Source organism: Stenotrophomonas sp. TEPEL (assembly GCF_004348785.1).
Classification (GTDB): domain Bacteria; phylum Pseudomonadota; class Gammaproteobacteria; order Xanthomonadales; family Xanthomonadaceae; genus Stenotrophomonas; species Stenotrophomonas indicatrix.
Genome location: NZ_QQXJ01000001.1, coordinates 2,230,195 through 2,254,437 on the forward strand (window position 1 = coordinate 2,230,195; position 24,243 = coordinate 2,254,437).

The window sequence follows — 24,243 nt, forward strand, 5'->3', positions numbered from 1 at the left end:
GGAACTCTGCTTTGAACAAGAACATGCGCATCCTGATCGTTGACGATTTCTCGACCATGCGTCGTATCGTCAAGAACCTGCTGGGCGATCTGGGCTTCACCAATACCGCCGAAGCCGAGGACGGGCATGCCGCGCTGTCGCTGCTGCAGAGCCAGCCGTTTGACTTCGTGGTCACCGACTGGAACATGCCGGTCATGACCGGCATCGAACTGCTCAAGGCCATCCGTGCCGATGCCAAGCTGAAGACCCTGCCGGTGCTGATGGTGACGGCCGAAGCCAAGCGCGAGCAGATCATCGAAGCGGCGCAGAACGGCGTGAACGGTTACATCATCAAGCCGTTCACCGCACAGACGCTGGAAGAGAAGCTCGGCAAGATCTTCGAACGCCTGGCGGCCAGCGCTTGATGGATACCACGGTCGACAAGAGCGCCCTCGCCCTGCGCCTGCAGGAAGCCCTGGATGCACTGGAATCCGGCGACGAGGCGGCGTGGCGCCAGCGCATCGACGGCCTGGTCGCGCTGCGCACCCAGCCGATGATGAGCGGCCTTTCGCGGCTGGCCCGCGAGCTGGGGCAGGCGCTGGGCGAACTGCCGACCGTGCCCGATGAAGCCGGCGAGCTGGACGATGCCTGCGCGCGCCTGGACCACGTGGTGGCGATGACCGAACAGGCCACCCACCGCACCCTGGACCTGGCCGAAGAGTGCCGGAGCCTGACCGAACAGCTGCGCGCCGACGGCCTGCAGCCGGGCCAGGACGTGCAGCTCGACCGCATCCGCCACAACCTCACCGAGATCGCCCTGACCCAGAGCTACCAGGACCTGACCGGGCAGATCATCCGTCGCGTGGTGGGCATCGTCCGCCGCGTGCACGAAGGCTTCGGCGCGCTCGGCCTGCCACCTGAACAGCATCGCACCGATCCGGAACTGGCCGGGCCGGCACTGAAGGGGCTGGACCGCCATGCGGTCTCGCAGAACGACGCCGACGACCTGTTGTCGGATCTGGGGCTGTAACCATGGGCGCAGTAACCGACGACATCACTGCCGATTTCATCATCGAGGCCCAGGAGATCCTGGATCGCCTCGGCGAACAGCTGGTGTCGCTGGAACAGGCACCGCAGGACAATGAACAGCTCAACGCGGTGTTCCGCGGCTACCATACGCTGAAGGGCGGCGCAGGTTTCCTCGGCATCACCGCGATGGTCGAGCTGTGCCACGCCGCCGAGGAAGCATTGGGCGCTGCGCGTGCCGGCCAGGCCGTCCTGCAGGCGCATCACTTCGATGCCGCCCAGCAGTCACTGGACTACCTGCAGTCGATGCTTGACGCGGTGTCTTCCGGAACCGAGCCGGGCTTTGCCCCACCCGAACTGGTCGCCCAGTTCGACGTGCATGGCGGTGGCGCTGCCGCACCTGCGGCCGCGACGCCGGGTACGGGCGGTGGCGAACTGATCACCGACGACGAATTCGAGGCCCTGCTCGACCAGCTGCATGGCGGCAAGGCGCCGACAACCGTGGCGGCGGCGAAGAAGGCCGACGACATGATCAGCGAGGACGAGTTCGAGGCATTGCTCGACCAGCTGCATGGCGGCGCCGCCCCGGGCAGCAACACCATCGCAGCGCCCGTTGCCGCACCAGCACCGCGACCGGCGCCCTCGCCGGCACCGCCCGCTGCCAAGCCCGCACCCAACAAGCCTGTCGCCGAAGCCGAACACACCGTGCGTGTGGACACCAAGCGCCTGGACGCCATCGTCAACCTGATCGGCGAACTGGTGCTGTCACGAAACCGGTTGAAGACGCTGCGCACACGCCTGCGCGATGAAGAGCTGGACCGCGCCGTGTCCACGCTGGATATCGCCACCGCGCGCCTGCAGTCGGCGGTGATGCGCACCCGCATGCAGCCGGTCGGCAAGGTGTTCTCGCGCTTCCCGAAGGTGGCGCGCGACGTTGCGCGTTCGCTGAAGAAAGAAGTGGACCTGGAACTGATCGGCGCCGAAACCGAGCTCGACCGCAACCTGGTAGAAGCGTTGGCCGACCCGCTGGTGCACCTGGTCCGCAACGCCATCGACCATGGCGTGGAAATGCCTGACCTGCGCGAAGCACAGGGCAAGCCACGGATGGGCCACGTGCGCCTGTCGGCACAGCAGGAAGGCGACTACGTCAGCATTGAAGTGCAGGACGATGGCGCCGGCATCGATCCGGAAAAGCTGCGTGCCAAGGCGCGCGAGAAGGGCCTGATCGATCCGGAAGCCGCCGCCCGCCTGAGCAGCGAGGAATGCCTGCACCTGGTGTTCCTGCCGGGGTTCTCGACCAAGCAGCAGGTCACCGATATTTCCGGCCGCGGCGTCGGCATGGACGTGGTGCAGTCGCGCATCCGCGAGCTGAGCGGGCAGATCCAGATCCAGTCGGAACTGGGCCGCGGCAGCCGCTTCATGATCCGCGTACCGCTGACCCTGGCGATCCTGCCGACCCTGCTGGTGCAGGCCGGCGAAGACGTCTATGCACTGCCGCTGGCCCGTGTGATGGAAGTGCTGCATGCGCCGCGCACCTCGCTGGGCTGGTTCGACGGCCGCGCCGTGCTTGACCGTCGCTCGCACACGCTGCCGCTGGTGGACCTGCGGCAATGGCTGGATGTGACGCCGGCCGCCTCGTCCCTGCTGACCATCGTCGTGCTGCAGGCCGGTGAGGCACGCTTCGGGCTGGTAGTGGACCAGGTGCGCGGGCGCGAGGAAGTGGTCATCAAGCCACTGCCCAAGGCCCTGCGCGGCCTGCGTGGTTATGCAGGTGCAACCTTGATCGGCGATGGTCGCATGGCCCTGATCCTGGACGTGGATGGGCTGCGCTGAACACCCGCCGGGCATGGCCCGGCGCTACCGGATACGGCCCTGCGCGGTAGCGCCGGGCCATGCCCGAAGAACCTGAAACTGTGACCACCGTCTGTACACGATCCACCGGTGTCTCAAGTCCCATTCATACAAGCCGATACCGGACCCATGGATAGACTCAGCCTCATTGGACTTTTCCTCGCCCTGGCCTCGCTGGTCGGTGGCAGCATCCTCAAGGGCGCCGGCCTGGCGTCGCTGTGGTCGCCTGCGGCATTCGTGATCGTCATCGTCGGCACCATCGCCGCCATCCTGCTGCACACCTCGCCAGCGGTGTTCAAGCACGCCTTCAGGATCGTGCGCTGGGTCGTGCGGCCGCCGCACAGCGACCGTCGTGAACTGATCCAGCAGATCGTGGAGTGGAGCAACATCGCCCGCCGCCAGGGCCTGCTCGGCCTGGAATCGCAGGTGGAAGCACAGCAGGACCCGTTCCTGCGCAAGGGCCTGCAGCTGCTGGTGGACGGCGTTGAACCCGAATCGATCCGGCACATGCTGGAGATCGAACTGGGCAGCCAGGAGCACCAGGACCAGGCCGCTGCCAAGGTGTTTGAAAGCATGGGCATCTATGCGCCCACGCTGGGCATCATCGGCGCCGTGCTCGGCCTGATCGCGGTAATGAAGAACCTCGCCGACCCGAGCAAGCTCGGCCATGGCATCGCCGCCGCGTTCACCGCCACCATCTACGGCATCGCCTCGGCCAACCTGCTGTTCCTGCCCATCGCCGCCAAGCTGAAGGGCGTCATCGCCCATTCCAGCCGCGACCGCGAAATGGTCATCGAAGGCCTGATCTCGATTGCCCAGGGCGAGAACCCGCGCAACATCGAAACCAACCTCTCCGGCTTCCTGCACTGACATGGCCCGCCGCAAGCACCACGAAGAGCACGCCAATCACGAGGCATGGGCCATCCCCTATGCCGACCTGATGACGCTGCTGCTCGCCTTCTTCGTGGTCATGTACGCGATCTCCTCGGTCAACGAGGGCAAGTACCGGATCATGGCCGACGCCCTCACCGATGCCTTTGGTGGTGCGCCGCGCACCATCAATCCGGTGCAGGTGGGCAACAAGCAGGTGCAGGGCGGCGGCTGGGACAGCCCGTCGGTGATCAAGTCCGGTACCAGGATCGGGCCATCCGCTCCCGCGCCCTCGCACGACCCCACCCTGCTGCCGGCGATGGCCTCGCAGATGCGCATGCCGGTATCGGTGCACAACCAGGAGCAGATCGCGCGTGCCGAGCGCCAGCTCAACAGCATCGCCGACCGCCTGACCGCCGCGCTGGCGCCACTGATCGACCGCGGCATGATCAGCGTGCGCCGTACCGAACTGTGGATCGAAGTGGAGATCAACAGCGACATCCTGTTCCCGACCGGCTCGGCGGCGCTGGACGTGCATGCGCGCGACACCCTGGCCAGCCTGGCCGGCGTGCTGCGCGACGTGCCCAACAGCGTGCGCGTGGAAGGCCACACCGACAACGTGCCGATCGCCACCGCCACCTTCCCGTCCAACTGGGAACTGTCGGCCGGGCGCGCGGCCAGCGTGGTGCATCTGTTTGCCGACCAGGGGCTGCAGCCATCGCGGCTGGCGATGGTCGGTTACGGCCAGTTCCGCCCGCGCGAAGCCAACGACAGCGCACAGGGCCGCAATCGCAACCGGCGGGTGATGGTCATCATCCTGGCCGACACCAGTCATTCGGTGGACCCGCTCGGCGAACGCCTGAATGCCGCTACTGGCGCTGCCCGCGGCGCCAGCGAACAGGCCGCCACCGCACCGGCCACCACCCCCACTTCCCCCATCGCACCGGTGCAGTTGCCACCGGTGCCGGCTGGCAGCCGTGTCGGCGCCGCCGTTCCCCCGGCAATGAAGGAGTAATCCGATGCGCATCTGGGCAGTCGCCAACCAGAAGGGCGGAGTCGGCAAGACCACCACCACCCTCGCCCTCGGTCGCGGCCTGGCCGCGCTCGGCCACCGCGTGCTGCTGATCGATCTCGATCCGCATGCCTCGCTGACCCGCGCCTTCGGCGTGCCGATCGAGCCGGCACCGGCCGGCGTGCTGGAACTGTTCGGCGCACCGCCGGCCGACCTGTCCGCGCTCAGCCATGCCAGCAACATCGGCGGACTCGATTACGTGTGCGCACAGGCCTCGCTGGCCACGCTGGAACGACGCAGCGCCAACCAGCCCGGGCTCGGCCTGGCCCTGCAGAACGCGCTCGCCCGCCACCAGGGCCAGCACGACTACATCCTGCTGGACTGCGCACCGACCCTGGGCCTGCTGATGATCAACGCACTGGCTGCGGCCGATCGGCTGATCATTCCCACCCAGGCCGAACCGTTGGCCCTGCACGGCCTGGATGGCATGGTCCGCACCGGCGAGATGGTCGAACGTTCGCGTCGCCGCCCGCTGCCGATCTCGATCCTGCCGACCCTGTTCGACCGTCGCACCCGCGCCGGCAACGAGTCGCTGCGCACCATGCAGGACCGCCATGGCAGCCGCGTGTGGGAAGACGCGATTCCGATCGATACCCGCATCAGCAACGCCGCCGGCCTGACCCTGCCGAGCGTCGGCGAGGACTACCCCGGCCGTGGCCTGGCCGCCTATCGACGCGCGTTGAACTGGATCCTCGGTGAGGACGCACGTGCCCTGGAGCAGGCGGCATGAACACCACCGGCATGCTGGACGACTATCTGGACGAGCTGCTCGGCGACATTGCCGCCGCACCGGTCGCCGCCGATGCCGCGCCACGCCCGACGAGCGCAGCGGCCGACGGCGAGCGCGAGCCGACCTGGGANGATCTGCCGGCCGAAGTGATCTACGAAACCGACGCCGTCGCAGCCGCTCCGGCCAACGATGATGCGGCGCTGGAAGCCGCCTTCGACGCCGCTGCCACGCCTGCCGCCGATACCGNNCGCGAGCCGACCTGGGACGATCTGCCGGCNGAAGTGATCTACGAAACCGACGCTGTCGCAGCCGCTCCGGCCAGCGACGATGCTTCGCTCGAAGCCGCCTTCGACGCCGCTGCCACGCCTGCGGCCGACACCGGGCGCGAGCCGACCTGGGACGATCTGCCGGCCGAGGTCGTCCATGAAACTGCGCCCGTGGCCAGTGCCGTTGTCGTACCGCCCGCACCGGAACCCACCTGGGATGACCTGCCGGACGAAGTGATCTACGAAACCGACGCCACCAACAGCCTGGCACACACCGACAGCCCTGGATTGCAGGCCGCGTTCGAAGCCGCCGTCGACGGCGAGGTGGTTGCTGCCGTCGCTGCGCCGGCCGTTGCCAAGGCCGCCGCGCGCCCCGCACCGTCACCGATGCCATCGATGACCCGCGCCGCTGTCGCACCGCCGCCAAGGCTCGCGGTGGATACCCCCTCCAGCAACCGTCCCGGCTCCTGGCAGGAGCTGCAGGCCCAGGCGCACCAACCCGCCAGCAGCCCGCATCCGCAGAGCCGCCGCGCCGGCGAACGCACGTCGCGTTGGCTGCGCCTGCGCTGCGGTGCTCAGGCCTACGCGCTGGAACTTCTGAAGGTGCAGGAAGTGGTGCTGCCGGTGCCGTTGCTGCCATTGCGCGGCACTGCCCCGGAAATGCTCGGCATCATGAACCTGCGCGGCCAGGTGGTGCCGGTGATGGATCTCGGCCTGCATCTGGGCGCAGCCTCCGCCGAGGATGACGCGCAGACCCGCATTGTCGTGCTTGAAGAGAACGGCGAGACCCTCGGCCTGCGTGTGTCGGCCGTGGAGGACGTGGCCAACCTGACCGACTCGCAGATCGAGCCACCCGATACCGCCCGCATCTGCCAGATCTCCAATGAACTGTTCCGCGGCGTAGCCCGTATCAGCCAGCGGCCGATGATCCTGCTCGACGCCTCGCAGCTGCTGGGGTGAATCCGTGCCGGGAATCGGCGCTCAGCACCGATTCCCCTAAAGAACCGCCGCCGGGTGCCGTTATGAATGCTGGAACCGTTTGTCCGGAGCAACGATGAGCACTGTCGAACTGGGTGAGGATCTCGGCATCGAGAGCAGCACCGAGCTCAAGAACCGCCTTTCGCCCTTGGTGGCGGAAGCAGGCGAGCTGACCCTGGATGCAAGCCAGGTCGGCCGCATCCACACCGCCAGCGTGCAGGTGCTGTGCGCCTTCGTGCAGGCCCGCCGCGAGGCAGGCCTGGGCACCGGCTTCCACGGTTGCACTGCAACCTTCCGTGACGCTGCACGCCTGTTGGGCGTCACCCAGGCTCTGGGCCTGGACGTACCCCATGACAACCTGAAATCTGTGGAGAACGCTGCATGAGCGCACGTATCTTGGTGGTGGACGATTCGGCGTCGATGCGCCAGATGGTTTCCTTCGCCCTCACCTCGGCCGGTTTTGCCGTCGAAGAAGCTGAAGACGGCGCGGTCGCGCTCGGACGTGCCAAGGGCCAGCGCTTCAATGCGGTGGTCACCGACGTCAACATGCCGAACATGGACGGCATCGCGCTGATCCGCGAACTGCGCCAGTTGCCGGACTACAAGTTCACGCCGATGCTGATGCTGACCACCGAGTCGGCAGCGGACAAGAAGTCCGAAGGCAAGGCCGCCGGTGCCACCGGCTGGCTGGTCAAGCCGTTCAATCCCGAACAGCTGGTCGCCACCGTGCAGAAAGTGCTGGGCTGATCGCCCCGCACTGCTCCCCCTCTTCGCTTCCGGATCGCCACTGCCATGAGCATGGACCTGCAACGCTTCCACGCCACCTTCTTCGAGGAGAGCCGCGAAGGCCTCGACGCCATGGAGGCTGGCCTGCTGGCCCTGGAATCGGGACAACAGGACCCGGAGATCATCAACTCGGTGTTCCGTGCCGCCCACTCCATCAAGGGTGGCGCAGGCACGTTCGGCTTCGATGCCATCGCCGGGCTGACCCACGTGCTGGAGACGCTGCTCGATGAGCTGCGCGCCGGCAAGCGCGCACTGGAAGGCAACGCCGTCGATGCAATGCTGTCGTCGGTGGACGTACTGCGCGCCCTGTTGCGCGAGGCCGAGCACGGCCAGCCCGCCGATCCTGCAGCGGTCGCTGCGGTGAAGGCGCGCCTGGAAGCGGTGCTGTCCGGCCAGGCGCCCGCCGCCGCTGCACCCGCTGCCGCCAGCAAGGTGGACGACACGCCGGAAGCCTGGCAGATCGGCTTCACCCCGGCGCCGTCACTGTTCATGAGTGGCAACGACCCGTTGCGCATCATCCGCGAACTGGAACACCTGGGTTCGCTGCAGGTGGCCGCGCGCATGGATCGCCTGCCCGGCTTCGCCCAGCTCGACCCGCTTGAAGCCCACCTGGCGTGGGACCTGGGCCTGGTCGGCAAGGTGCCGCGCAGCAAGATCGAAGATACCTTCGCCTGGGTGCTGGACGACTGCGAACTGGACATCCGTCCGGCCGCACCGCCAAGCCTGGCCACCCAGGCACCGGCCGCCGCGGCGGTCGCTGCTCCTGCGCCCACCGCTGCCGTACCGGCTGCAAATGGCGGCGGCACCCAGGAAGCGGAAACCTCCATCCGTGTCAGCGTCGACAAGGTCGATGCGCTGATCAACCTGGTCGGTGAGCTGGTCATCACCCAGGCCATGCTCAAGCAGGTCTCGCACGCGCTGGACCCGGTGCATGCCGAGAGCCTGTTCGCCGGCTTGGACCTGCTTGAACGCAATACCCGCGACCTGCAGGAGGCCGTGATAGGCGTGCGCATGCTGCCGGTCGACGCAGTGTTCCGCCGCTTCCCGCGCCTGGTCCGCGACCTGTCCGGCCGCCTGGGCAAGCAGGTGCGCCTGCGCACCATCGGCGAAGGCACCGAGCTGGACAAGGGCCTGATCGAGAAGATCGCCGACCCGCTGGTGCATCTGGTCCGCAACTCCATCGACCACGGCCTGGAGATGCCCGACGTGCGTCGCGACGCCGGCAAGGACGAGACCGGCACGATCACCCTGGCCGCTTCGCACCAGGGCGGTCATATCGTCATCGAAGTCAGCGACGACGGCCGCGGCCTGAACCGCGAGAAGATCCTGGCCAAGGCGCAGGAACGCGGCCTGGCCGTACCGGACAACCCCACCGACTCGCAGGTCTGGGACCTGATCTTCCAGCCCGGCTTCTCCACCGCCGATGCGGTCACCGATCTGTCCGGCCGCGGCGTGGGCATGGACGTGGTCCGCCGCAACATCCAGGCGCTCGGTGGCGAGGTGCAGATTGAAAGCGGCCTCGGCACCGGCACCCGTACGCTGATCCGGCTGCCGTTGACCCTGGCCATCCTCGACGGCATGACCGTGGCAGTGGCCGGCGAAACCCTGATCCTGCCGCTGGCCTACGTGCTTGAAGCACTGCAGCCGCAGCCTGACGACATCCGCAGCATGGCCGGCGAAGGCCGCGTGCTGCGCGTGCGCGGCGAATACCTGCCGATCCTGTCGCTGAGCGAATACTACGGCTATGGCCAGCGTGCACCCGGCAGTGAATCGCTGGTGGTGGTGGTTGAAGGCGATGGCCAGAAGATCGCGCTGGAAGTGGACGAACTGGTCGGCCAGCAGCAGGTCGTGGTGAAGAACATCGAGAACAACTACCGCCGCATCGGCGGGGTTTCCGGTGCCACCATCCTCGGCGATGGCCGCGTCGCCCTGATCGTCGACATCGGCGGCCTGGTGCGTTCGCTGCGGGTGCCGCAGGCCGCCTGAGCTGGCCTACACGTTGTACCTGACCGCCGCCCTCCGGGGCGGCGGTTTTCGTTTGCGCGCGGCCGCAGGCAGCCATCGTACCCACGCGCAACGCGGCGGCTCCCACAACTGTGAACCCGGCCGTTCTGCGTCGTGACCCTGGTCGGGCGCATGGTTTCGCATGAAACCGCGCCGCCGCGGTGAAAGCCCCGCCACTACATGCTTTCCGTTGGTTTCCCCTACGCCAGCGAATGTGACATCGGTCCATAAAGTACGGCGCAGCTGCGCCGCTATCTCGGGTTGACGGCAGTCACCAATCCTTCACCCGGCACCACCGTTCCCTCCTGCAACGACCTTTTGCCCGCGGCGCCGCCGCCGGTATTCTGCCCACCTTGGAGCACCCCGCATGAAGTGGTTCCACGATCTGCCCATCGCCCGCAAGCTGGCTGTGGGATTCACCCTGACCACCCTGATGACCGTCGTGCTGGGTGCGTTCGCCCTGGTCCGCCTGTCTGAAGCCAACGCCAAGCTGACCTCGATGGCGACCAACGACATTCCATCGGTGCAGTACCTCGGTGAAGTGCGCTCGCAGCTGGGTGAGTTCCGCACCTACGAACTGGCCCAGATCAGCATGCTGGACCAGCCGGAGAAAGTGGCCGACTACGACAAGCGCATGAACGACACCGCTGCAGTGGTGCGCGAGCAGCTGGCGGCCTATGCCAAGCTGCCGGCCGGCGACAAGGAGCGCGCGCTGTACCAGACCGTGCAGGCCGACGTCGATGGCTACTTCGCCGCCAATGCCAAGCTGCGCGAAGCGGCCACCGCTGGTGATGGCGAAGCGGCCCGGCAGATTTCCGATGAGCAGTCGCGCCCGCTGCGCCGCAAGGCCTTTGAAGACCTGAAGGCGCTGAGTGCGCTGCTGGGAACCCAGATGCAGGGCAAGATCGACGACGCCAACGCGACCCACCGCAACAGCGTGCTGGCCATCATCGCCGCCATCGTGCTGCTGGTCGTGGTCGCCGCCACCCTGGCCGTGATCATCTCGCGCGCCGTGGTCGGCCCGCTGGGCAAGGCAGTGCATGCCATCCAGGCCGTCGCCCGCGGCGATCTCAGCGTCACCACCCAGGCCACCGGCAAGGATGAGGCGGGTCGCATGCTGGCGGCTACCGCGGAGATGACCGCGATGCTGCGTCGCTTCTCCGAGCAGACCCAGCTGATGGCGCAGATGCATGCCGGCCCCGATATCAGCCACCGCATACCGGAAGACTTCCCGGGCGTCTATGGCCAGCTCGCCGGCGGCATCAACACGGTGATCTTCGAACACCTCGATGCGATCCGTGATGCCATCGATGTGCTCAACCAGTACGCCACCGGCAACCTCGCCCCCGATGCGCGCCGGTTGCCGGGCAGCCGCGCGATCCTGCACGAATCGATGGATGCGGCCAAGGCCAGCCTGCTGGCCATCAACACGCAGATTCAGCAGCTGGCATCGGCCGCCGCCGCCGGCGACTTCAGGCAGCGCGGCGATGCGCAGCGCTTCGATCACGATTTCCGCGTGATGATCGAGCAGCTCAACAGCATGATGGAGGTCGCCGACGGCAATCTTGGCCAGCTGTCACAGCTGCTGCAGGCCATCGCCGCGGGCGACCTGACCGCACGCATGGACGGCCAGTTCCACGGCGTGTTCGCCCGCATGCGTGACGATGCCAACACCACCGTCGCCCAGTTGACCCAGATCGTCAGCCAGATCCAGGCCAGCACCTCCAGCATCACCCTGGCCTCGGGCGAAATCGCCTCGGGCAACAGCGACCTGTCGCGCCGTACCGAACAGCAGGCGGCCAACCTGGAAGAAACCGCCGCCTCGATGGAGGAACTGACCTCCACCGTGCGCCAGAACGCCGAACATGCGCGCCAGGCCAACCAGCTCGCCATCGGTGCGCACGGNGTGGCCTCGCAGGGNGGNGAAGTGGTCGGCCAGGTGGTCACCACCATGTCGGCCATCGAAGCGTCCTCGAAGAANATCGCCGAGATCATCTCGGTCATCGACGGCATCGCCTTCCAGACCAACATCCTGGCGCTNAANGCCGCNGTNGAAGCGGCCCGTGCCGGNGAACAGGGCCGTGGCTTTGCCGTGGTCGCCAGCGAAGTGCGTACCCTCGCCCAGCGCTCGGCCGCCGCCGCCAAGGAGATCAAGGGGCTGATCGACGANTCGGTCGGCAAGGTCGCCGANGGNTCCAGCCTGGTCCACCAGGCCGGCAGCACCATGGGCGAGATCGTCGCGTCGGTGCAGCGCGTGACCGACATCATGGCCGAGATCTCTGCTGCCTCGCAGGAGCAGAGCGCCGGCATCGAGCAGGTCAACCAGACCGTGGTGCAGATGGACGAAACCACCCAGCAGAATGCCGCGCTGGTGGAAGAAGCCACCGCCGCAGCACGGGCGATGGAAGAGCAGGCCGCACAGCTGGCCGATGCCGTGGCGATCTTTCGCCTCGACAACCAGGTCGCTGTCGCAGTGAAGGCGGTGACCGCCAAGGTCGCGCCGAAGGCTGCCAGCGCTGCGCCTTCGCGACCGTTGTCGACGCCCGCACCGATCCGCCGTACCCACTCCAGCACCGTCGTCTCCAACGACGGCGACTGGCAGGAATTCTGATCCTCGCGGCGGCTCCGGCCGCCGCCCCGCCGATGGACACGTCACCCGTGCAGAGCCCTACCCCCATCGTCAGCGGTACGCGCGAATTCGAGTTCGCCGACCGTGATTTCCGCCGCGTCTGCGACCTGATCTACCAGCGCGTGGGCATCGCCCTCGCCCCGGCCAAGCGCGACATGGTGTACGGACGCCTGTCGCGCCGCCTGCGCACGCTGGGCATGCGCAGCTTCCAGCAGTACCTGGACCACCTGGAACAGGGTGATGGTGACGAGTGGCAGGCATTCACCAATGCCCTTACCACCAACCTCACCGCGTTCTTCCGCGAGCCGCACCATTTCGACAAGCTGCGCGAAGAGCTGCAGCAGCGCAACGGGCGCGGTCCGCTGCTGCTGTGGTCGTGCGCGGCGTCCACCGGTGAAGAACCCTACTCGATGGCGATCACCGCCTGCGAAGCGTTCGGCACCCTGAAGCCGCCGGTACGCATCGTCGCCACCGACGTCGACACCCAGGTGCTGGCCACCGCCGGGCGCGGCGTCTACAACATCGACCGTGTCGCCGGCCTCGATCCGGACCTGCGTCGCCGCTATTTCCAGCGTGGCAGTGGTCCCAACGAAGGCCAGTGCCGCGTGCTGCCGGCGCTGCGCGAGCTGATCGAATTCCGCCCCTTGAACCTGCTGGCACCGCGTTACGACGTCGGCGGCCCGTTCGATGCGCTGTTCTGCCGCAACGTGATGATCTACTTCGACAAGCCGACCCAGCGCGCGATTCTTGGCCGCCTGGTCAACCACCTGGCTGACGACGGCCTGCTCTATACCGGCCACTCGGAGAACTACCTGCACGCTGCCGACCTGATCCAGCCCTGCGGCCGTACCCTGTATCGTCGTGCGCAGGGAGCCGGCGCATGAATGCTTCGCTGCGCACCGACGATGTGATGCGCTACCAGGACGCACGCTTCAAGACCATCGCCGCCAAGCTGCTGCCAACCCAGTACCTGGTGGTGGATGACACCACCGCGCTGACCACAACGCTTGGCTCCTGCGTGGCGGCGTGCCTGCGCGACCCGGTGCTGAAGATCGGCGGCATGAACCATTTCCTGCTGCCCGAGGGCAACGCCGGCGACGGCGCGCCCGCGCGCTATGGCAGCTATGCGATGGAGCTGCTGATCAACGACATGCTCAAGCGCGGTGCCCACCGCAAGCGCATCGAGGCAAAGGTGTTCGGCGGGGCCAACGTGCTGAAGGGCTTCACCAGCAATCCGGTAGGCACGCGCAACGCCGAGTTCGTGCGCCAGTACCTGCAGGCCGAACACATCCCGATCCTCGCCGAGGACCTGTGCGGCATCCATCCGCGCAAGATCTGGTTCTTCGCCGATACCGGCCGCGTGGTGGTGCAGCGCCTGCCACACGCCCACGAAGCCGAAGTCGCCGCGACCGAATCGGCCGTACGCGCACGCCTGTCCAAGGCCCCGGTCACCGGTGGCGTGGAGCTGTTCGAATGACCCTGACCGGCAACGCCCCCTGCCGGGTCCTGATCGTCGACGACTCCGCCGTCGTGCGGCAGATGCTTACCGAGATCCTGTCCAGCGATCCAGCCATCGATGTGGTCGGTACCGCCGCCGACCCGTTGCTGGCCCGCGAGAAGATCAAGCGCCTGGCCCCGGACGTGATCACCCTGGACGTGGAAATGCCACGCATGGATGGCCTGGCGTTCCTGGAAAACCTGATGCGCCTGCACCCGCTGCCGGTGGTGATGATCTCTTCGCTGACCGAACGCGGCGCCGATACCACCCTGCAGGCGCTGGGCCTGGGCGCGGTGGACTTCGTGTCCAAGCCCAAGCTCGACGTGGCCCGCGGCCTGCAGGGCTATGCCGATGAAATCATCGCCAAGGTGAAGATGGCTGCGCGTTCCCGGGTGCGCCCGCTGGTACGCGTGGCCACGCCGAAACTGACGCTGGACGCAGCACCTGCCGCGCGCCCGGCAGCAACGCAGTTCCGCACCACCGACCGCCTGATCGCCATCGGCTCGTCGGCTGGCGGTACCGAAGCATTGCGCGTGGTGCTGGAAGGCATGCCTGCGGACGGCCCGGCCGTGGTGATGACCCAGCATCTGCCCGCCAGCTTCAGCACTGCCTTCGCCGAACGACTGGACCGTCATTCGGCGATGGCCGTGCGCGAAGCCAGCGACGGTGAAGCGGTACTGCCCGGCCATGCCTACCTGCCTCCGGGCGGCAAGCACCTGCGGATCATCCGCGACGGCGCCCGCTGGCGTTGCCGTGTCGACGATGGTCCTGCGGTGAACCGGCACAAGCCTGCGGTGGACGTGCTGTTCCGTTCGGTCGCGCAGAGCGCGGGCGGCAACGCCATCGGTGCCATCCTGACCGGCATGGGCGATGACGGTGCCCGTGGCCTGCTGGAGATGCGCCAGGCCGGCGCGCCGACGCTGGTACAGGACGAGGCGACCAGCGTGGTCTGGGGCATGCCCGGTGCCGCCTTCAAGCTTGGCGCGGCCGAGGAACAGGTGCCGCTGGAACGGATTGCCGAGCGGTTGCTCGCCCTCGCCCGCAGCTGATTGCGCGCCGCAGCTCAAGGACTCGGCGGGCAGTAGATCCACGCCATGCGTGGATGCCGTTGTAGAGTCGAGCCACGCTCGACTCATCGCGCATGGCGCGAACAGCAGCCACGCGTGGATTCGGCATTACAGGCCATCAGGCAACAAAAAAAACCCCGGCTTTCACCGGGGGGTCTTCGTTTCAACGCGCTACCCGCATGTGTGCTTTGATAGCGGTATTGCACAAGGAACGCTGCACATGATCAAAGGCATATGGAAGGCCGCCCTGGCGGCCGTACTGCTTTCATTGCCACTGGCACCCGCCGGCGCCAGTGGCGATCTGTTCTACTTCGAGGCCAAGCAAGGTGATGTGTTCTTCATGCTGATGCTGGTGGGTCGCGAAGACCCCGGCGCGGTAAGCGTCAGCTGGAAAGGCGCGTCGATCCCGCCGTACCCCAACGTGCATCGCCGCTACTACATCGAATTCAACCGCGCAAAGCACCAGGCCTATGTGCGTCCACATAGCCGTGATGGATTGCCCTGGTTCGAGATGGATGTTTCCGGTGAGCGCGGCAACGTGCTGATCGGCGGCCGTCGGCTGGAAGGCAGCGCGGACTGGACCATTCAGTAGCGCCGCAAGCCTAACCGTTCCGTTGTTGCCCAAACGCCAAAATCTGCCATTTGGATCGCGCCAGGCTCCAGCGATCCCGCCAGTCACTGCTCCGGCTATCGGTTGGGACGGGGATGCAGACGCCCCAGAACGGTCCCGTCAAGCTTGATCAGCTCCAAGGTCTGGTCTGTCTTCAATGTCTCAAACAGACCATCCGTACGAGAATGAACCGATAGAAATCCCTGTTCGAACAGCGTCGTTCCTGTGTCTGGGTCAAGAAAGTTAACCGTAACATCACCGGCGCTGTTTCGCTCACGCACGAAAACCAAGCCATTCGAAACACTCACGTAGCCGTAGCGTGGCGCAAGCCTCCATCGTCCCGACTCATCCAGAAGCCCCCAGCGACCATGCAGTGAGAGGGCGTAGGCCCTCGTTCCATCCGCCAAGAGGGCCGGTGAGGGATCATTCGGCGTGAAATCAGCTAGCGCATTACCGCGCAGATCGAGTATGTGATACCCCGGGTCATACCCCGGCTGTTCGAATGCCGCGATCAGATTCGCACCCAGCGGCTCGATCCGTGGGTAGCGAGGAGGAATCAGCCAAGCGCCCCTGGCATCTATTACACCCCATCCTCCATCGGCTTGGGCCAACAGCAGTTGGTCATCCAGTCCTGCCGCGGTTTGAAAAGGCGCAAGTCGGTAGTACAGGGAAGACGAGATGCTGCCATCATCCAGCATCATGAAACGCACCCCCGCTTCGCCGGGCTTTTGATACTGGACCATCCTGCGGTTCAACGGATACAGGCCTGCAGTGTGTTGCGCAGAGCGCAGCGATCCATCCAGGCCTACAACGTATTCATCATCTTCCGAACTGAAGATTACATAGCCCACGCGTTCGGCGAACTCATCGGTCTTCATACAGTTGCCTGCAGGCGTCGGAAATATCGAACCCGCGCGCGTGAAGTGCAGGCACTCGCCGTCCTCGGTGACCGCCGAAAGCAGGTACCCACCTATTCCAAACTTGAACCGATATCGCCCCATCGGCGCCACTTGCACCCCGTGGGGATCCAACACGGTGTCGTTCCCGGCTTGGGTGGCGAGCGCGAAACCCGACCTGTTGAAGGTCATCCGGTCGTAGTCCTGGCGGCCTACGCCTGCAAGTGATCGATCGACCAGGCCGAAGTGCACACCATCCCGCGAAGCGATGGCAACTTCCGCATCATCATCAATGGCAATAAAGTCATTGAAGACTGGACCGGACTTGCCCTTCGCATCAAGGAAACTGGTCCTGCAACGTCGCCTTTCCTCGCTGCAGATTTCGACAGCCGGACTTCCAGCCCAGGCCGTCGAGCGCAGAAGATCCTTTTCTACCACTACCGTAAAGCGCCGAACCAAGCGGCCCCGTCCATCAAAGAAATCTATGCGTTTACGTACATCGGGCTCGTTCTGCAGCAACACCTCAGCCTCAATCAGCCCGTTGCCATGCATCTGTACATGATCGTAGTGTCCTTTCACGACGACGCGTCCTGCTGAATTGATGACTCCCCAGTTCGTGCCACTTTTGAAGACCGCTGCCCCATTCTCGAACCCACGGATGTACTCCATTCCCCGATGCTCGGCCAGTCGTCGGCCCGTGCCATCCAGCACCACGCAGCGACCCTCATGACAGAGGCCGTGGCGTGTAGTGCTATCGAAACGTGGCGGCGGTTCGATGGGCTGTGGCATTGCGGGCGCCGGCGTCGCGCCTGCCGATGGCGCAATGGTCAAAAGTACAGAAGCCAATAGAATGCCCAGAGCCTGGGTGGTGACGGTACGGCGATGCGTAGGGCAGGAAGTCAGCAGAAATGAGCGGCGCATCTCAGTCGAGACCGAAGAGGGGGCATCCACGGTAGGCGCCATGCATCTCCACAGAAATACAACTTCTACGAAAGTGCTCCGTCCACAAAAAACCCCCGGCTCTCACCGGGGGTTCTTCGTTTCAACGGGCTGCCGGCCAACGGCCGGCACTACCCTCAGGCAGCGACCGTGTTGGCCACGCCCTGGTATTCCTCGATCTGGTCGAAGTTCATGTAACGGTAGATCTCGCTGCCGCTGGCGGCGATCACACCGATATCGGCCATGTACTCTTCCTTGGTCGGGATGCGGCCCAGGCGCGAGCAGATCGCGGCCAGTTCCGCCGAACCCAGGTACACGTTGGTGTTGCGGCCCAGGCGGTTCGGGAAGTTGCGGGTCGAGGTCGACATCGCGGTGGAGCCTTCGCGGATCTGCGCCTGGTTGCCCATGCACAGCGAGCAGCCCGGCATTTCCATGCGTGCGCCGGTCGCGCCGAAGGTGCCGTACACGCCTTCCTTGGTCAGCTCGGACGCATCCATCTTGGTCGGCGGGGCCACCCACAGGCGGGTCGGCAGGTCACGCTTGCCTTCCAGCAGCTTCGCAGCCGCACGGAAGTGACCGATGTTGGTCATGCACGAACCGATGAACACTTCGTCGATCTTGGCGCCAGCGACTTCGGACAGGGTCTTCACGTCGTCCGGGTCGTTCGGGCAGGCCACGATCGGCTCGTGGATGTCGGCCAGGTCGATCTCGATGACGGCGGCGTACTCGGCGTCGGCATCCGGCTCCAGCAGCTCCGGGTTGGCCAGCCACGCTTCCATCTTCTCGATACGGCGCTGCAGCGAGCGCGGATCCTGGTAACCCTCGGCAATCATCCACTTCAGCAGCGTGATGTTGCTGGTCAGGTACTCGATGATCGGTTCCTTGTTCAGGCGCACCGAGCAGCCGGCCGCCGAACGCTCGGCCGAGGCATCGGACAGTTCGAAAGCCTGTTCGACCTTCAGTTCCGGCAGGCCTTCGATTTCCAGGATGCGGCCGGAGAAGATGTTCTTCTTGCCAGCCTTGGCCACGGTCAGCAGGCCCGACTTGATCGCGTACAGCGGGATCGCGTTGACCAGGTCACGCAGGGTCACGCCCGGCTGCATCTTGCCCTTGAAGCGCACCAGCACCGACTCCGGCATGTCCAGCGGCATCACGCCGGTAGCAGCGGCAAAGGCGACCAGGCCCGAACCGGCCGGGAACGAAATGCCCACCGGGAAACGGGTGTGCGAGTCGCCGCCGGTGCCGACGGTGTCCGGCAGCAGCATGCGGTTGAGCCAGCTGTGGATCACGCCATCGCCCGGACGCAGCGAGATGCCGCCGCGGGTGGAGATGAATTCCGGCAGGGTGTGGTGGGTCTTGACGTCCACCGGCTTCGGGTAGGCCGCGGTGTGGCAGAACGACTGCATCACCAGGTCGGCCGAGAAGCCCAGGCAGGCCAGGTCCTTCAGCTCGTCGCGGGTCATCGGGCCGGTGGTGTCCTGCGAGCCCACCGAGGTCATCTTCGGTTCGCAGTAGGTGCCCGGGCGCATGCCCTGGCCTTCCGGCAGGCCACAGGCGCGGCCGACCATCTTCTGCGCCAGCGAGAAGCCCTTGCCGGTGTCGGCCGGCTGCACCGGCAGGCGGAACAGGTCGGTCGGGGCCAGACCCAGCGCTTCACGTGCCTTGCCGGTCAGGCCACGGCCGATGATCAGCGGGATGCGGCCACCGGCACGCACTTCGTCGAACAGCACGTCGGACTTGACCTGGAACTCGGCGATCACTTCGCCGTTCTTCAGCGCCTTGCCTTCGTACGGACGCAGCTCGACCACATCGCCGTGCTCCATCTTCGACACGTCCAGCTCGATCGGCAGCGCGCCGGCATCTTCCATGGTGTTGTAGAAGATCGGGGCGATCTTCGAACCCAGGCAGACGCCACCAGCGCGCTTGTTCGGGATGTACGGAATGTCATCGCCGGTCCACCACAGCACGCTGTTGGTGGCCGACTTGCGCGAGGAACCGGTGCCGACCACGTCGCCGACATAGGCGACCAGATGGCCCTTGTCCTTCAGCGACAGGATCTGCTGGATCGGGCCGCGCTTGCCATCTTCTTCCGGGGTGAACGGCGCGTCGTCGCGCTTGTTCTTCAGCATCGCCAGGGCGTGCATCGGAATGTCCGGGCGGGTGGTCGCGTCCGGTGCCGGCGACAGGTCGTCGGTGTTGGTCTCGCCCGGCACCTTGAACACGGTGACGGTCAGGCTCTGCGGCACTTCCGGGTTGCTGGTGAACCACTCGGCATCGGCCCAGCTCTGCAGCACGGCCTGGGCGTTGGCATTGCCGGCCTTGGCCTTTTCCTGCACGTCGTGGAAGGCATCGAACACCAGCAGGGTCTTCTTCAGCGCGTCGGCAGCGATGGCGCCAACGCTGGCATCGTCCAGCAGCTGCACCAGCGGCGCGACGTTGTAACCGCCCAGCATGGTGCCCAGCAGTTCGGTGGCGCGCTCGCGGCTGATCAGCGGGTTCTGCTCGCTGCCCAGTGCGATCGCGGCCAGGTACGAGGCCTTGACCTTGGCAGCGTCATCGACGCCGGCCGGCACGCGGTGGGTCAGCAGGTCGAGCAGGAACTCGGCCTCGCCCTGCGGCGGGTTCTTCAGCAGTTCGATGACATCGGCCGTCTGCTGCGCGGTCAGCGGCAGGGGCGGGATGCCAAGCGCAGCGCGCTCGGCGACGTGGTGGCGGTAGGCTTCCAACATGACAACTCCCGGGTAATGCGTGAGGTGAATAAAAAGTGGGCTCAGGCTTGCGGCACGATCAGCTTCAGGCCCTTGAAGTAGTCGCGATAAAACGTGTCGTTCCAGGTGATCAGGCCATCGCACTGCAGCAGGGCGTGCGCGCCGATCATGAATTCGTCCAGGCCACGGCGCTGGCTGCCGCCGCGCTGGCGATGGCGGCGGTGCATCTCACCCGCGCGCAGTGCCGACTTGGCTTCCAGCGCGTTGAAGTGCACGCCCATTTCTTCCAGCGCTTCCAGCACCTCGGCACCGCCGCGCAGGGCGGCGCAGATCTCGGCCAGGGTCGCGCCGCAGACCACCACGCGGCCACCGACCAGGCTCTGCCGCAGGCAGGCTTCCACCGCATCGGCCTGCGGGCCGTTGCTGAGCAGTTCGACCAGTACCGGTGAATCGACGGCGATCATCACCGCTTACTCCTCGTCGCGCAGGTCGCGCACGGCCGCATCGGCCGATTCGAAGCCGTCCAGCGAGAACTTTCCGCGGGCGCGGGAGATCGCATCGTCCACGCTCTTGCGCAGGATGATCCGGCTGCCTTCCAGCTCCACCTTCAGCAAGGTGCCCTTGGTCAGGCCCAGCGCATCGCGCACTGCCTTGGGCAGGGTGATCTGTCCGCGTTCAGCAACGGTGGCTTCCATGGGGGTACGCCTCAAAAAGTATGTATGAATTATACATACCCGTCGCATCCGGAACAAACCTCCCGATATGTGACCCTGATCCCGCGTCAGTCGCAGCCGGGGGTTAGACTCGTCCAGCAGCCCTGCTGCGCCCCGGCTGGACGCCCCGGCGCTCCAACCGCACCTATCCGCTCCATAAATAAGGAAGTTTCATGCGCGCGCTCGCCCTTGCCCTGATCCTCGCAGCCCCGCTGGCCGTTTCGACAACCTCCGCCCATGCCAACCCGTTCGGCGCCTACACCACCGGCATCGAAATCACCCAGCAGCAGATGGACACCCTGGAAGTGGGCAGGACCACCCAGGACAACATCCGTGAGAAGTTCGGCGCCCCCGGCCGCCGCGAACAGCTGGGCGACACCCAGGTCTGGTACTACGACTTCGTGAAGATCAAGAGCTTCGGCAAGAACATCCAGGAAGCGACGGTACTGGAGTTCAACAAGCAGGGCGTGCTCACGGCCAAGTCCAAGAGCAACGCTGTCGGCAAGACCGGCAATCCGCTGATCGATGCCGCCAACGGCAAGTAATTCCTGCAGCCGATGCATTCCTGGACGGGGCGCCCATGAGCGCCCCGTCTGCGTGCGGGCCAGCGCAAAAGCGATGCACACGCTGACACGAAGGCTACACACACCGCTGTAACCTTGCGTTCCAAGCCTGCCGGGTCATTGCCGGGCGCTGGATCGCCGATACTGGGCAGGATCCGGGGCCGGAGTGCCACCGGCAAACGCAAGCAGGCCCGCCCATGCGGGCCACTGCAAGCCATCCGCAAGAGGAGTCATCCCGCATGAGCGATTCGTTCTCCACCCGCAGCCAGCTGGACGTCGGCGGCAAGACCTACGACTACTTCAGCCTGCCCAAGCTGGGCCAGCGCTTCGACATCTCCCACCTGCCCTACTCGATGAAGATCCTGCTGGAGAACCTGCTCCGGCACGAGGATGGCGGCGTCACCGTCGGCAAGGATCACATCGAGGCAGTCGCCCGCTGGCAGCCCAGCGCCGAACCGGATACCGAAATCGCCTTCATGCCGGCGCGCGTCGTCCTGCAGGACTTCACCGGCGTGCCCTGCGTGGTCGACCTGGCCGCGATGCGCGATGCGGTGGTCAAGCTCGGCGGCCGCCCCGAACAGATCAATCCGCTGATTCCCTCCGAACTGGTCATCGACCACTCGGTGCAGGTGGATGTGTTCGGCAAGCCCGACGCACTGGACCTCAACGGCAAGATCGAATTCCAGCGCAACCAGGAACGCTACGGCTTCCTGCGCTGGGGCCAGAAGGCCTTCGACAACTTCAAGGTGGTGCCGCCCAACACCGGCATCGTCCACCAGGTGAACCTGGAAAACCTGGCCCGCGTGGTGATGACCGCGGACAAGGACGGCAAGGCCGTTGCGTATCCGGATACCGTGTTCGGCACCGACAGCCACACCACGATGATCAACGGCATCGGCGTGCTTGGCTGGGGCGTGGGCGGCATCGAAGCCGAAGCCGCCATGCTCGGCCAGCCTTCGTCGATGCTGATTCCGCAGGTGGTTGGCTTCAAGCTGACCGGCAAGCTGCCCGAAGGCGCCACCGCCACCGACCTGGTGCTGACCGTCACCCAGATGCTGCGCAAGCTCGGCGTGGTCGGCAAGTTCGTCGAATTCTACGGCGACGGCCTGCAGCACCTGCCACTGGCCGACCGCGCGACCATCGGCAACATGGCCCCCGAATACGGCGCCACCTGCGGCATCTTCCCGATCGACAACGAATCGCTGACCTACCTGCGCCTGTCCGGCCGCAGCGAAGAGCAGATCGCCCTGGTCGAAGCCTATGCCAAGGCGCAGGGCCTGTGGCACGACGCCAACAGCCCGCATGCGCAGTACAGCACCACGCTGGAACTGGACATGGGTACGGTGAAGCCCTCGCTGGCCGGCCCCAAGCGCCCGCAGGACCGCGTGCTGCTGGAAGACGTGCAGAAGAACTACCGCGACGCGCTGGTCGGCATGACCGCCAACCGCGACAAGCGCAGCGAGGATGTCTCCACCTTCGTCAATGAAGGCGGCGGCGCCGCAGTGGGCAACGAGCAGCTGGCCAAGGGCCATGCCGACATCGAGATGGACGGCAGGAAGGTGCGGCTGAAGGATGGTGCGGTGGTCATCGCCGCCATCACCTCGTGCACCAACACCTCCAACCCGGCGGTGATGATCGGCGCCGGCCTGCTGGCCCGCAACGCGGCCGCCAAGGGGCTGGACCGCAAGCCATGGGTCAAGACCTCGCTCGGCCCAGGCTCGCGCGTGGTCACCGACTATCTTGAAAAGGCCGGCGTTCTCACCGAGCTGGAGAAGATCGGCTTCTACGTGGTGGGCTATGGCTGCACCACCTGCATCGGCAACTCCGGCCCGCTGCCGACCGAAGTCAGTGCCGGCATCGCCAGTGGCGACCTGGTGGTGACCTCGGTGCTGTCGGGCAACCGCAACTTCGAGGGTCGCGTGCACCCCGAAGTGAAGATGAACTACCTGGCCAGCCCGCCGCTGGTGGTGGCCTACGCCATCGCAGGCACCACCGACATCGACCTGACCACCGAACCGCTGGGCACCGGCAGCGATGGCCAGCCGGTGTACCTGCGTGACATCTGGCCGAGCAACAAGGAGATCGGCGACGTCATCGCCGCCACCGTCGGCCCGGAGATGTTCAAGCAGAACTACGCCGACGTGTTCAAGGGCGATACACGCTGGAACACCATCGCCTCGCCGGACGGTGACCTGTACGAATGGAGCGATGCGTCCACCTACATCAAGAATCCGCCCTACTTCGATGGCATGACCATGCAGGTCGGCAGCATCGATGATGTGCACGGCGCGCGGGTGATGGGCCTGTTCGGCGATTCGATCACCACCGACCACATCTCCCCGGCCGGCAACATCAAGAAGGATTCGCCGGCAGGCCGCTTCCTGCAGGAGCGCGGCGTGCAGCCGGCCGACTTCAACAGCTACGGCAGCCGCCGCGGCAACGATGACGTGATGGTCCGCGGCACCTTCGCCAACATCCGCATCAAGAACCTGATGTTCGGTGGCGAAGAAGGCGGCAACACCCTGTACTACCCCGCCAACGGCGGCCAGCCGGAAAAGCTGGCGATCTACGATGCGGCGATGAAGTACAAGGCCGACAAGGTGCCGCTGGTGGTGCTGGCCGGCAAGGAGTACGGCACCGGCTCGTCGCGTGACTGGGCCGCCAAGGGCACCCTGCTGCTGGGGGTGAAGGCGGTCATCGCCGAAAGCTTCGAACGCATCCACCGCTCCAACCTGGTCGGCATGGGCGTGCTGCCGCTGCAGTTCCGCAACGGCGAAAACGCACAGTCGCTGGGCCTGGATGGCTCGGAAGTGATCGATGTCACCGGCCTGCAGGACGGCGCCAGCAAGCGCGCCACGGTCACCGCGACCAAGGCCGATGGCACGAAGAAGACCTTCGAAGTCTCGGTGATGCTGCTGACCCCGAAGGAAGTGGAGTACTTCCGTCATGGCGGCCTGCTGCAGTACGTGCTGCGCCAGCTGGCTGCCAGATAGCGGGCAGCGCCGGGCCATGCCCGGCGGATCCTTGAAACAAACGAAAAGGGCCGGCCCCTCACGGA

Annotated in this window: 20 protein-coding genes and 1 pseudogene; 17 read left to right on the forward strand and 4 right to left on the reverse strand. The window is 65.9% G+C overall.

Features of this window, described 5'->3' with window-relative positions; translation table 11 throughout:
- Window positions 1-11: 11 nt before the first annotated feature.
- From cheY to TEP_RS10135, 15 genes and pseudogenes are all read left to right on the forward strand, one after another.
- The gene (cheY, locus tag TEP_RS10065) at window positions 12-404 is read left to right on the forward strand and encodes a chemotaxis response regulator CheY (RefSeq protein WP_005413247.1); all 393 of its coding nucleotides are present in this window, start codon (window positions 12-14) and stop codon (window positions 402-404) included.
- A complete protein-coding gene (locus tag TEP_RS10070; protein WP_025878978.1) occupies window positions 404-1,009 on the forward strand; it encodes a protein phosphatase CheZ in 606 nt (201 codons plus the stop codon). Before cheY ends, TEP_RS10070 begins: the two co-directional genes overlap by 1 nt.
- Window positions 1,010-1,011: 2 nt before the next feature.
- Window positions 1,012-2,838, forward strand: a complete 1,827-nt coding sequence (locus tag TEP_RS10075) for a chemotaxis protein CheA (protein WP_132825187.1) — start codon at window positions 1,012-1,014, stop codon at window positions 2,836-2,838.
- Window positions 2,839-2,985: 147 nt separating this feature from the next.
- Complete coding sequence (locus TEP_RS10080; RefSeq protein ID WP_049469710.1) at window positions 2,986-3,726, forward strand: flagellar motor protein; 741 nt, start codon at window positions 2,986-2,988, stop codon at window positions 3,724-3,726.
- Between the two features lies 1 nt (window position 3,727).
- Window positions 3,728-4,573: pseudogene (motD, locus tag TEP_RS10085) on the forward strand (flagellar motor protein MotD); the annotation flags it as partial.
- 172 nt (window positions 4,574-4,745) lie between these two features.
- Complete coding sequence (locus TEP_RS10090; RefSeq protein ID WP_132825188.1) at window positions 4,746-5,528, forward strand: ParA family protein; 783 nt, start codon at window positions 4,746-4,748, stop codon at window positions 5,526-5,528.
- Entirely contained in the window at window positions 5,525-6,754 is a 1,230-nt protein-coding gene (locus tag TEP_RS10095; protein WP_132825189.1) for a chemotaxis protein CheW, read from the forward strand. The genes TEP_RS10090 and TEP_RS10095 overlap by 4 nt, the downstream gene beginning before the upstream one ends.
- A gap of 94 nt (window positions 6,755-6,848) precedes the next feature.
- Window positions 6,849-7,157, forward strand: a complete 309-nt coding sequence (locus TEP_RS10100) for an STAS domain-containing protein (protein WP_059064119.1) — start codon at window positions 6,849-6,851, stop codon at window positions 7,155-7,157.
- On the forward strand, window positions 7,154-7,519 hold the full coding sequence (locus TEP_RS10105; RefSeq protein ID WP_025878971.1) for a response regulator: 366 nt from the start codon (window positions 7,154-7,156) through the stop codon (window positions 7,517-7,519). The genes TEP_RS10100 and TEP_RS10105 overlap by 4 nt, the downstream gene beginning before the upstream one ends.
- Window positions 7,520-7,564: 45 nt before the next feature.
- Entirely contained in the window at window positions 7,565-9,544 is a 1,980-nt protein-coding gene (locus TEP_RS10110) for a chemotaxis protein CheA (protein ID WP_132825190.1), read from the forward strand.
- Between the two features lie 385 nt (window positions 9,545-9,929).
- Window positions 9,930-12,173 carry a methyl-accepting chemotaxis protein gene (locus TEP_RS10115; RefSeq protein ID WP_132825191.1) on the forward strand — a complete coding sequence of 748 codons (2,244 nt, stop codon included), beginning with the start codon at window positions 9,930-9,932 and terminating at the stop codon, window positions 12,171-12,173.
- Between the two features lie 32 nt (window positions 12,174-12,205).
- A complete protein-coding gene (locus TEP_RS10120) occupies window positions 12,206-13,075 on the forward strand; it encodes a CheR family methyltransferase (RefSeq protein ID WP_132825192.1) in 870 nt (289 codons plus the stop codon).
- Entirely contained in the window at window positions 13,072-13,668 is a 597-nt protein-coding gene (gene cheD, locus TEP_RS10125) for a chemoreceptor glutamine deamidase CheD (protein ID WP_025878962.1), read from the forward strand. The genes TEP_RS10120 and cheD overlap by 4 nt, the downstream gene beginning before the upstream one ends.
- The gene (locus tag TEP_RS10130; RefSeq protein ID WP_132825193.1) at window positions 13,665-14,738 is read left to right on the forward strand and encodes a chemotaxis response regulator protein-glutamate methylesterase; all 1,074 of its coding nucleotides are present in this window, start codon (window positions 13,665-13,667) and stop codon (window positions 14,736-14,738) included. Before cheD ends, TEP_RS10130 begins: the two co-directional genes overlap by 4 nt.
- Window positions 14,739-14,976: 238 nt before the next feature.
- On the forward strand, window positions 14,977-15,348 hold the full coding sequence (locus TEP_RS10135; RefSeq protein WP_132825194.1) for a hypothetical protein: 372 nt from the start codon (window positions 14,977-14,979) through the stop codon (window positions 15,346-15,348).
- A gap of 95 nt (window positions 15,349-15,443) precedes the next feature.
- On the opposite strand, the gene TEP_RS10140 is transcribed toward TEP_RS10135, so the two are convergent.
- The 4 genes from TEP_RS10140 to TEP_RS10155 all read right to left on the reverse strand — a co-directional run bounded on the left by TEP_RS10140 (window position 15,444) and on the right by TEP_RS10155 (window position 20,604).
- On the reverse strand, window positions 15,444-17,213 hold the full coding sequence (locus tag TEP_RS10140; protein ID WP_165933914.1) for a WG repeat-containing protein: 1,770 nt from the start codon (window positions 17,211-17,213) through the stop codon (window positions 15,444-15,446).
- A 125-nt stretch (window positions 17,214-17,338) separates the two neighbouring features.
- Window positions 17,339-19,930, reverse strand: a complete 2,592-nt coding sequence (acnB, locus tag TEP_RS10145; RefSeq protein ID WP_132825196.1) for a bifunctional aconitate hydratase 2/2-methylisocitrate dehydratase — start codon at window positions 19,928-19,930, stop codon at window positions 17,339-17,341.
- A 41-nt stretch (window positions 19,931-19,971) separates the two neighbouring features.
- Window positions 19,972-20,373: a type II toxin-antitoxin system VapC family toxin gene (locus tag TEP_RS10150; RefSeq protein ID WP_049466025.1), complete on the reverse strand. Its 402-nt coding sequence runs from the start codon at window positions 20,371-20,373 to the stop codon at window positions 19,972-19,974.
- 6 nt (window positions 20,374-20,379) lie between these two features.
- Window positions 20,380-20,604: an AbrB/MazE/SpoVT family DNA-binding domain-containing protein gene (locus TEP_RS10155; protein ID WP_025878955.1), complete on the reverse strand. Its 225-nt coding sequence runs from the start codon at window positions 20,602-20,604 to the stop codon at window positions 20,380-20,382.
- A 191-nt stretch (window positions 20,605-20,795) separates the two neighbouring features.
- Here TEP_RS10155 and bamE point away from each other — a divergent pair, with 191 nt between their 5' ends.
- Together bamE and acnA are read left to right on the forward strand one after the other, a co-directional pair.
- Window positions 20,796-21,167, forward strand: a complete 372-nt coding sequence (gene bamE / locus TEP_RS10160; protein ID WP_132825197.1) for an outer membrane protein assembly factor BamE — start codon at window positions 20,796-20,798, stop codon at window positions 21,165-21,167.
- A gap of 257 nt (window positions 21,168-21,424) precedes the next feature.
- Window positions 21,425-24,178 carry an aconitate hydratase AcnA gene (acnA, locus tag TEP_RS10165; RefSeq protein WP_132825198.1) on the forward strand — a complete coding sequence of 918 codons (2,754 nt, stop codon included), beginning with the start codon at window positions 21,425-21,427 and terminating at the stop codon, window positions 24,176-24,178.
- The last annotated feature ends 65 nt before the right edge of the window (window positions 24,179-24,243 follow it).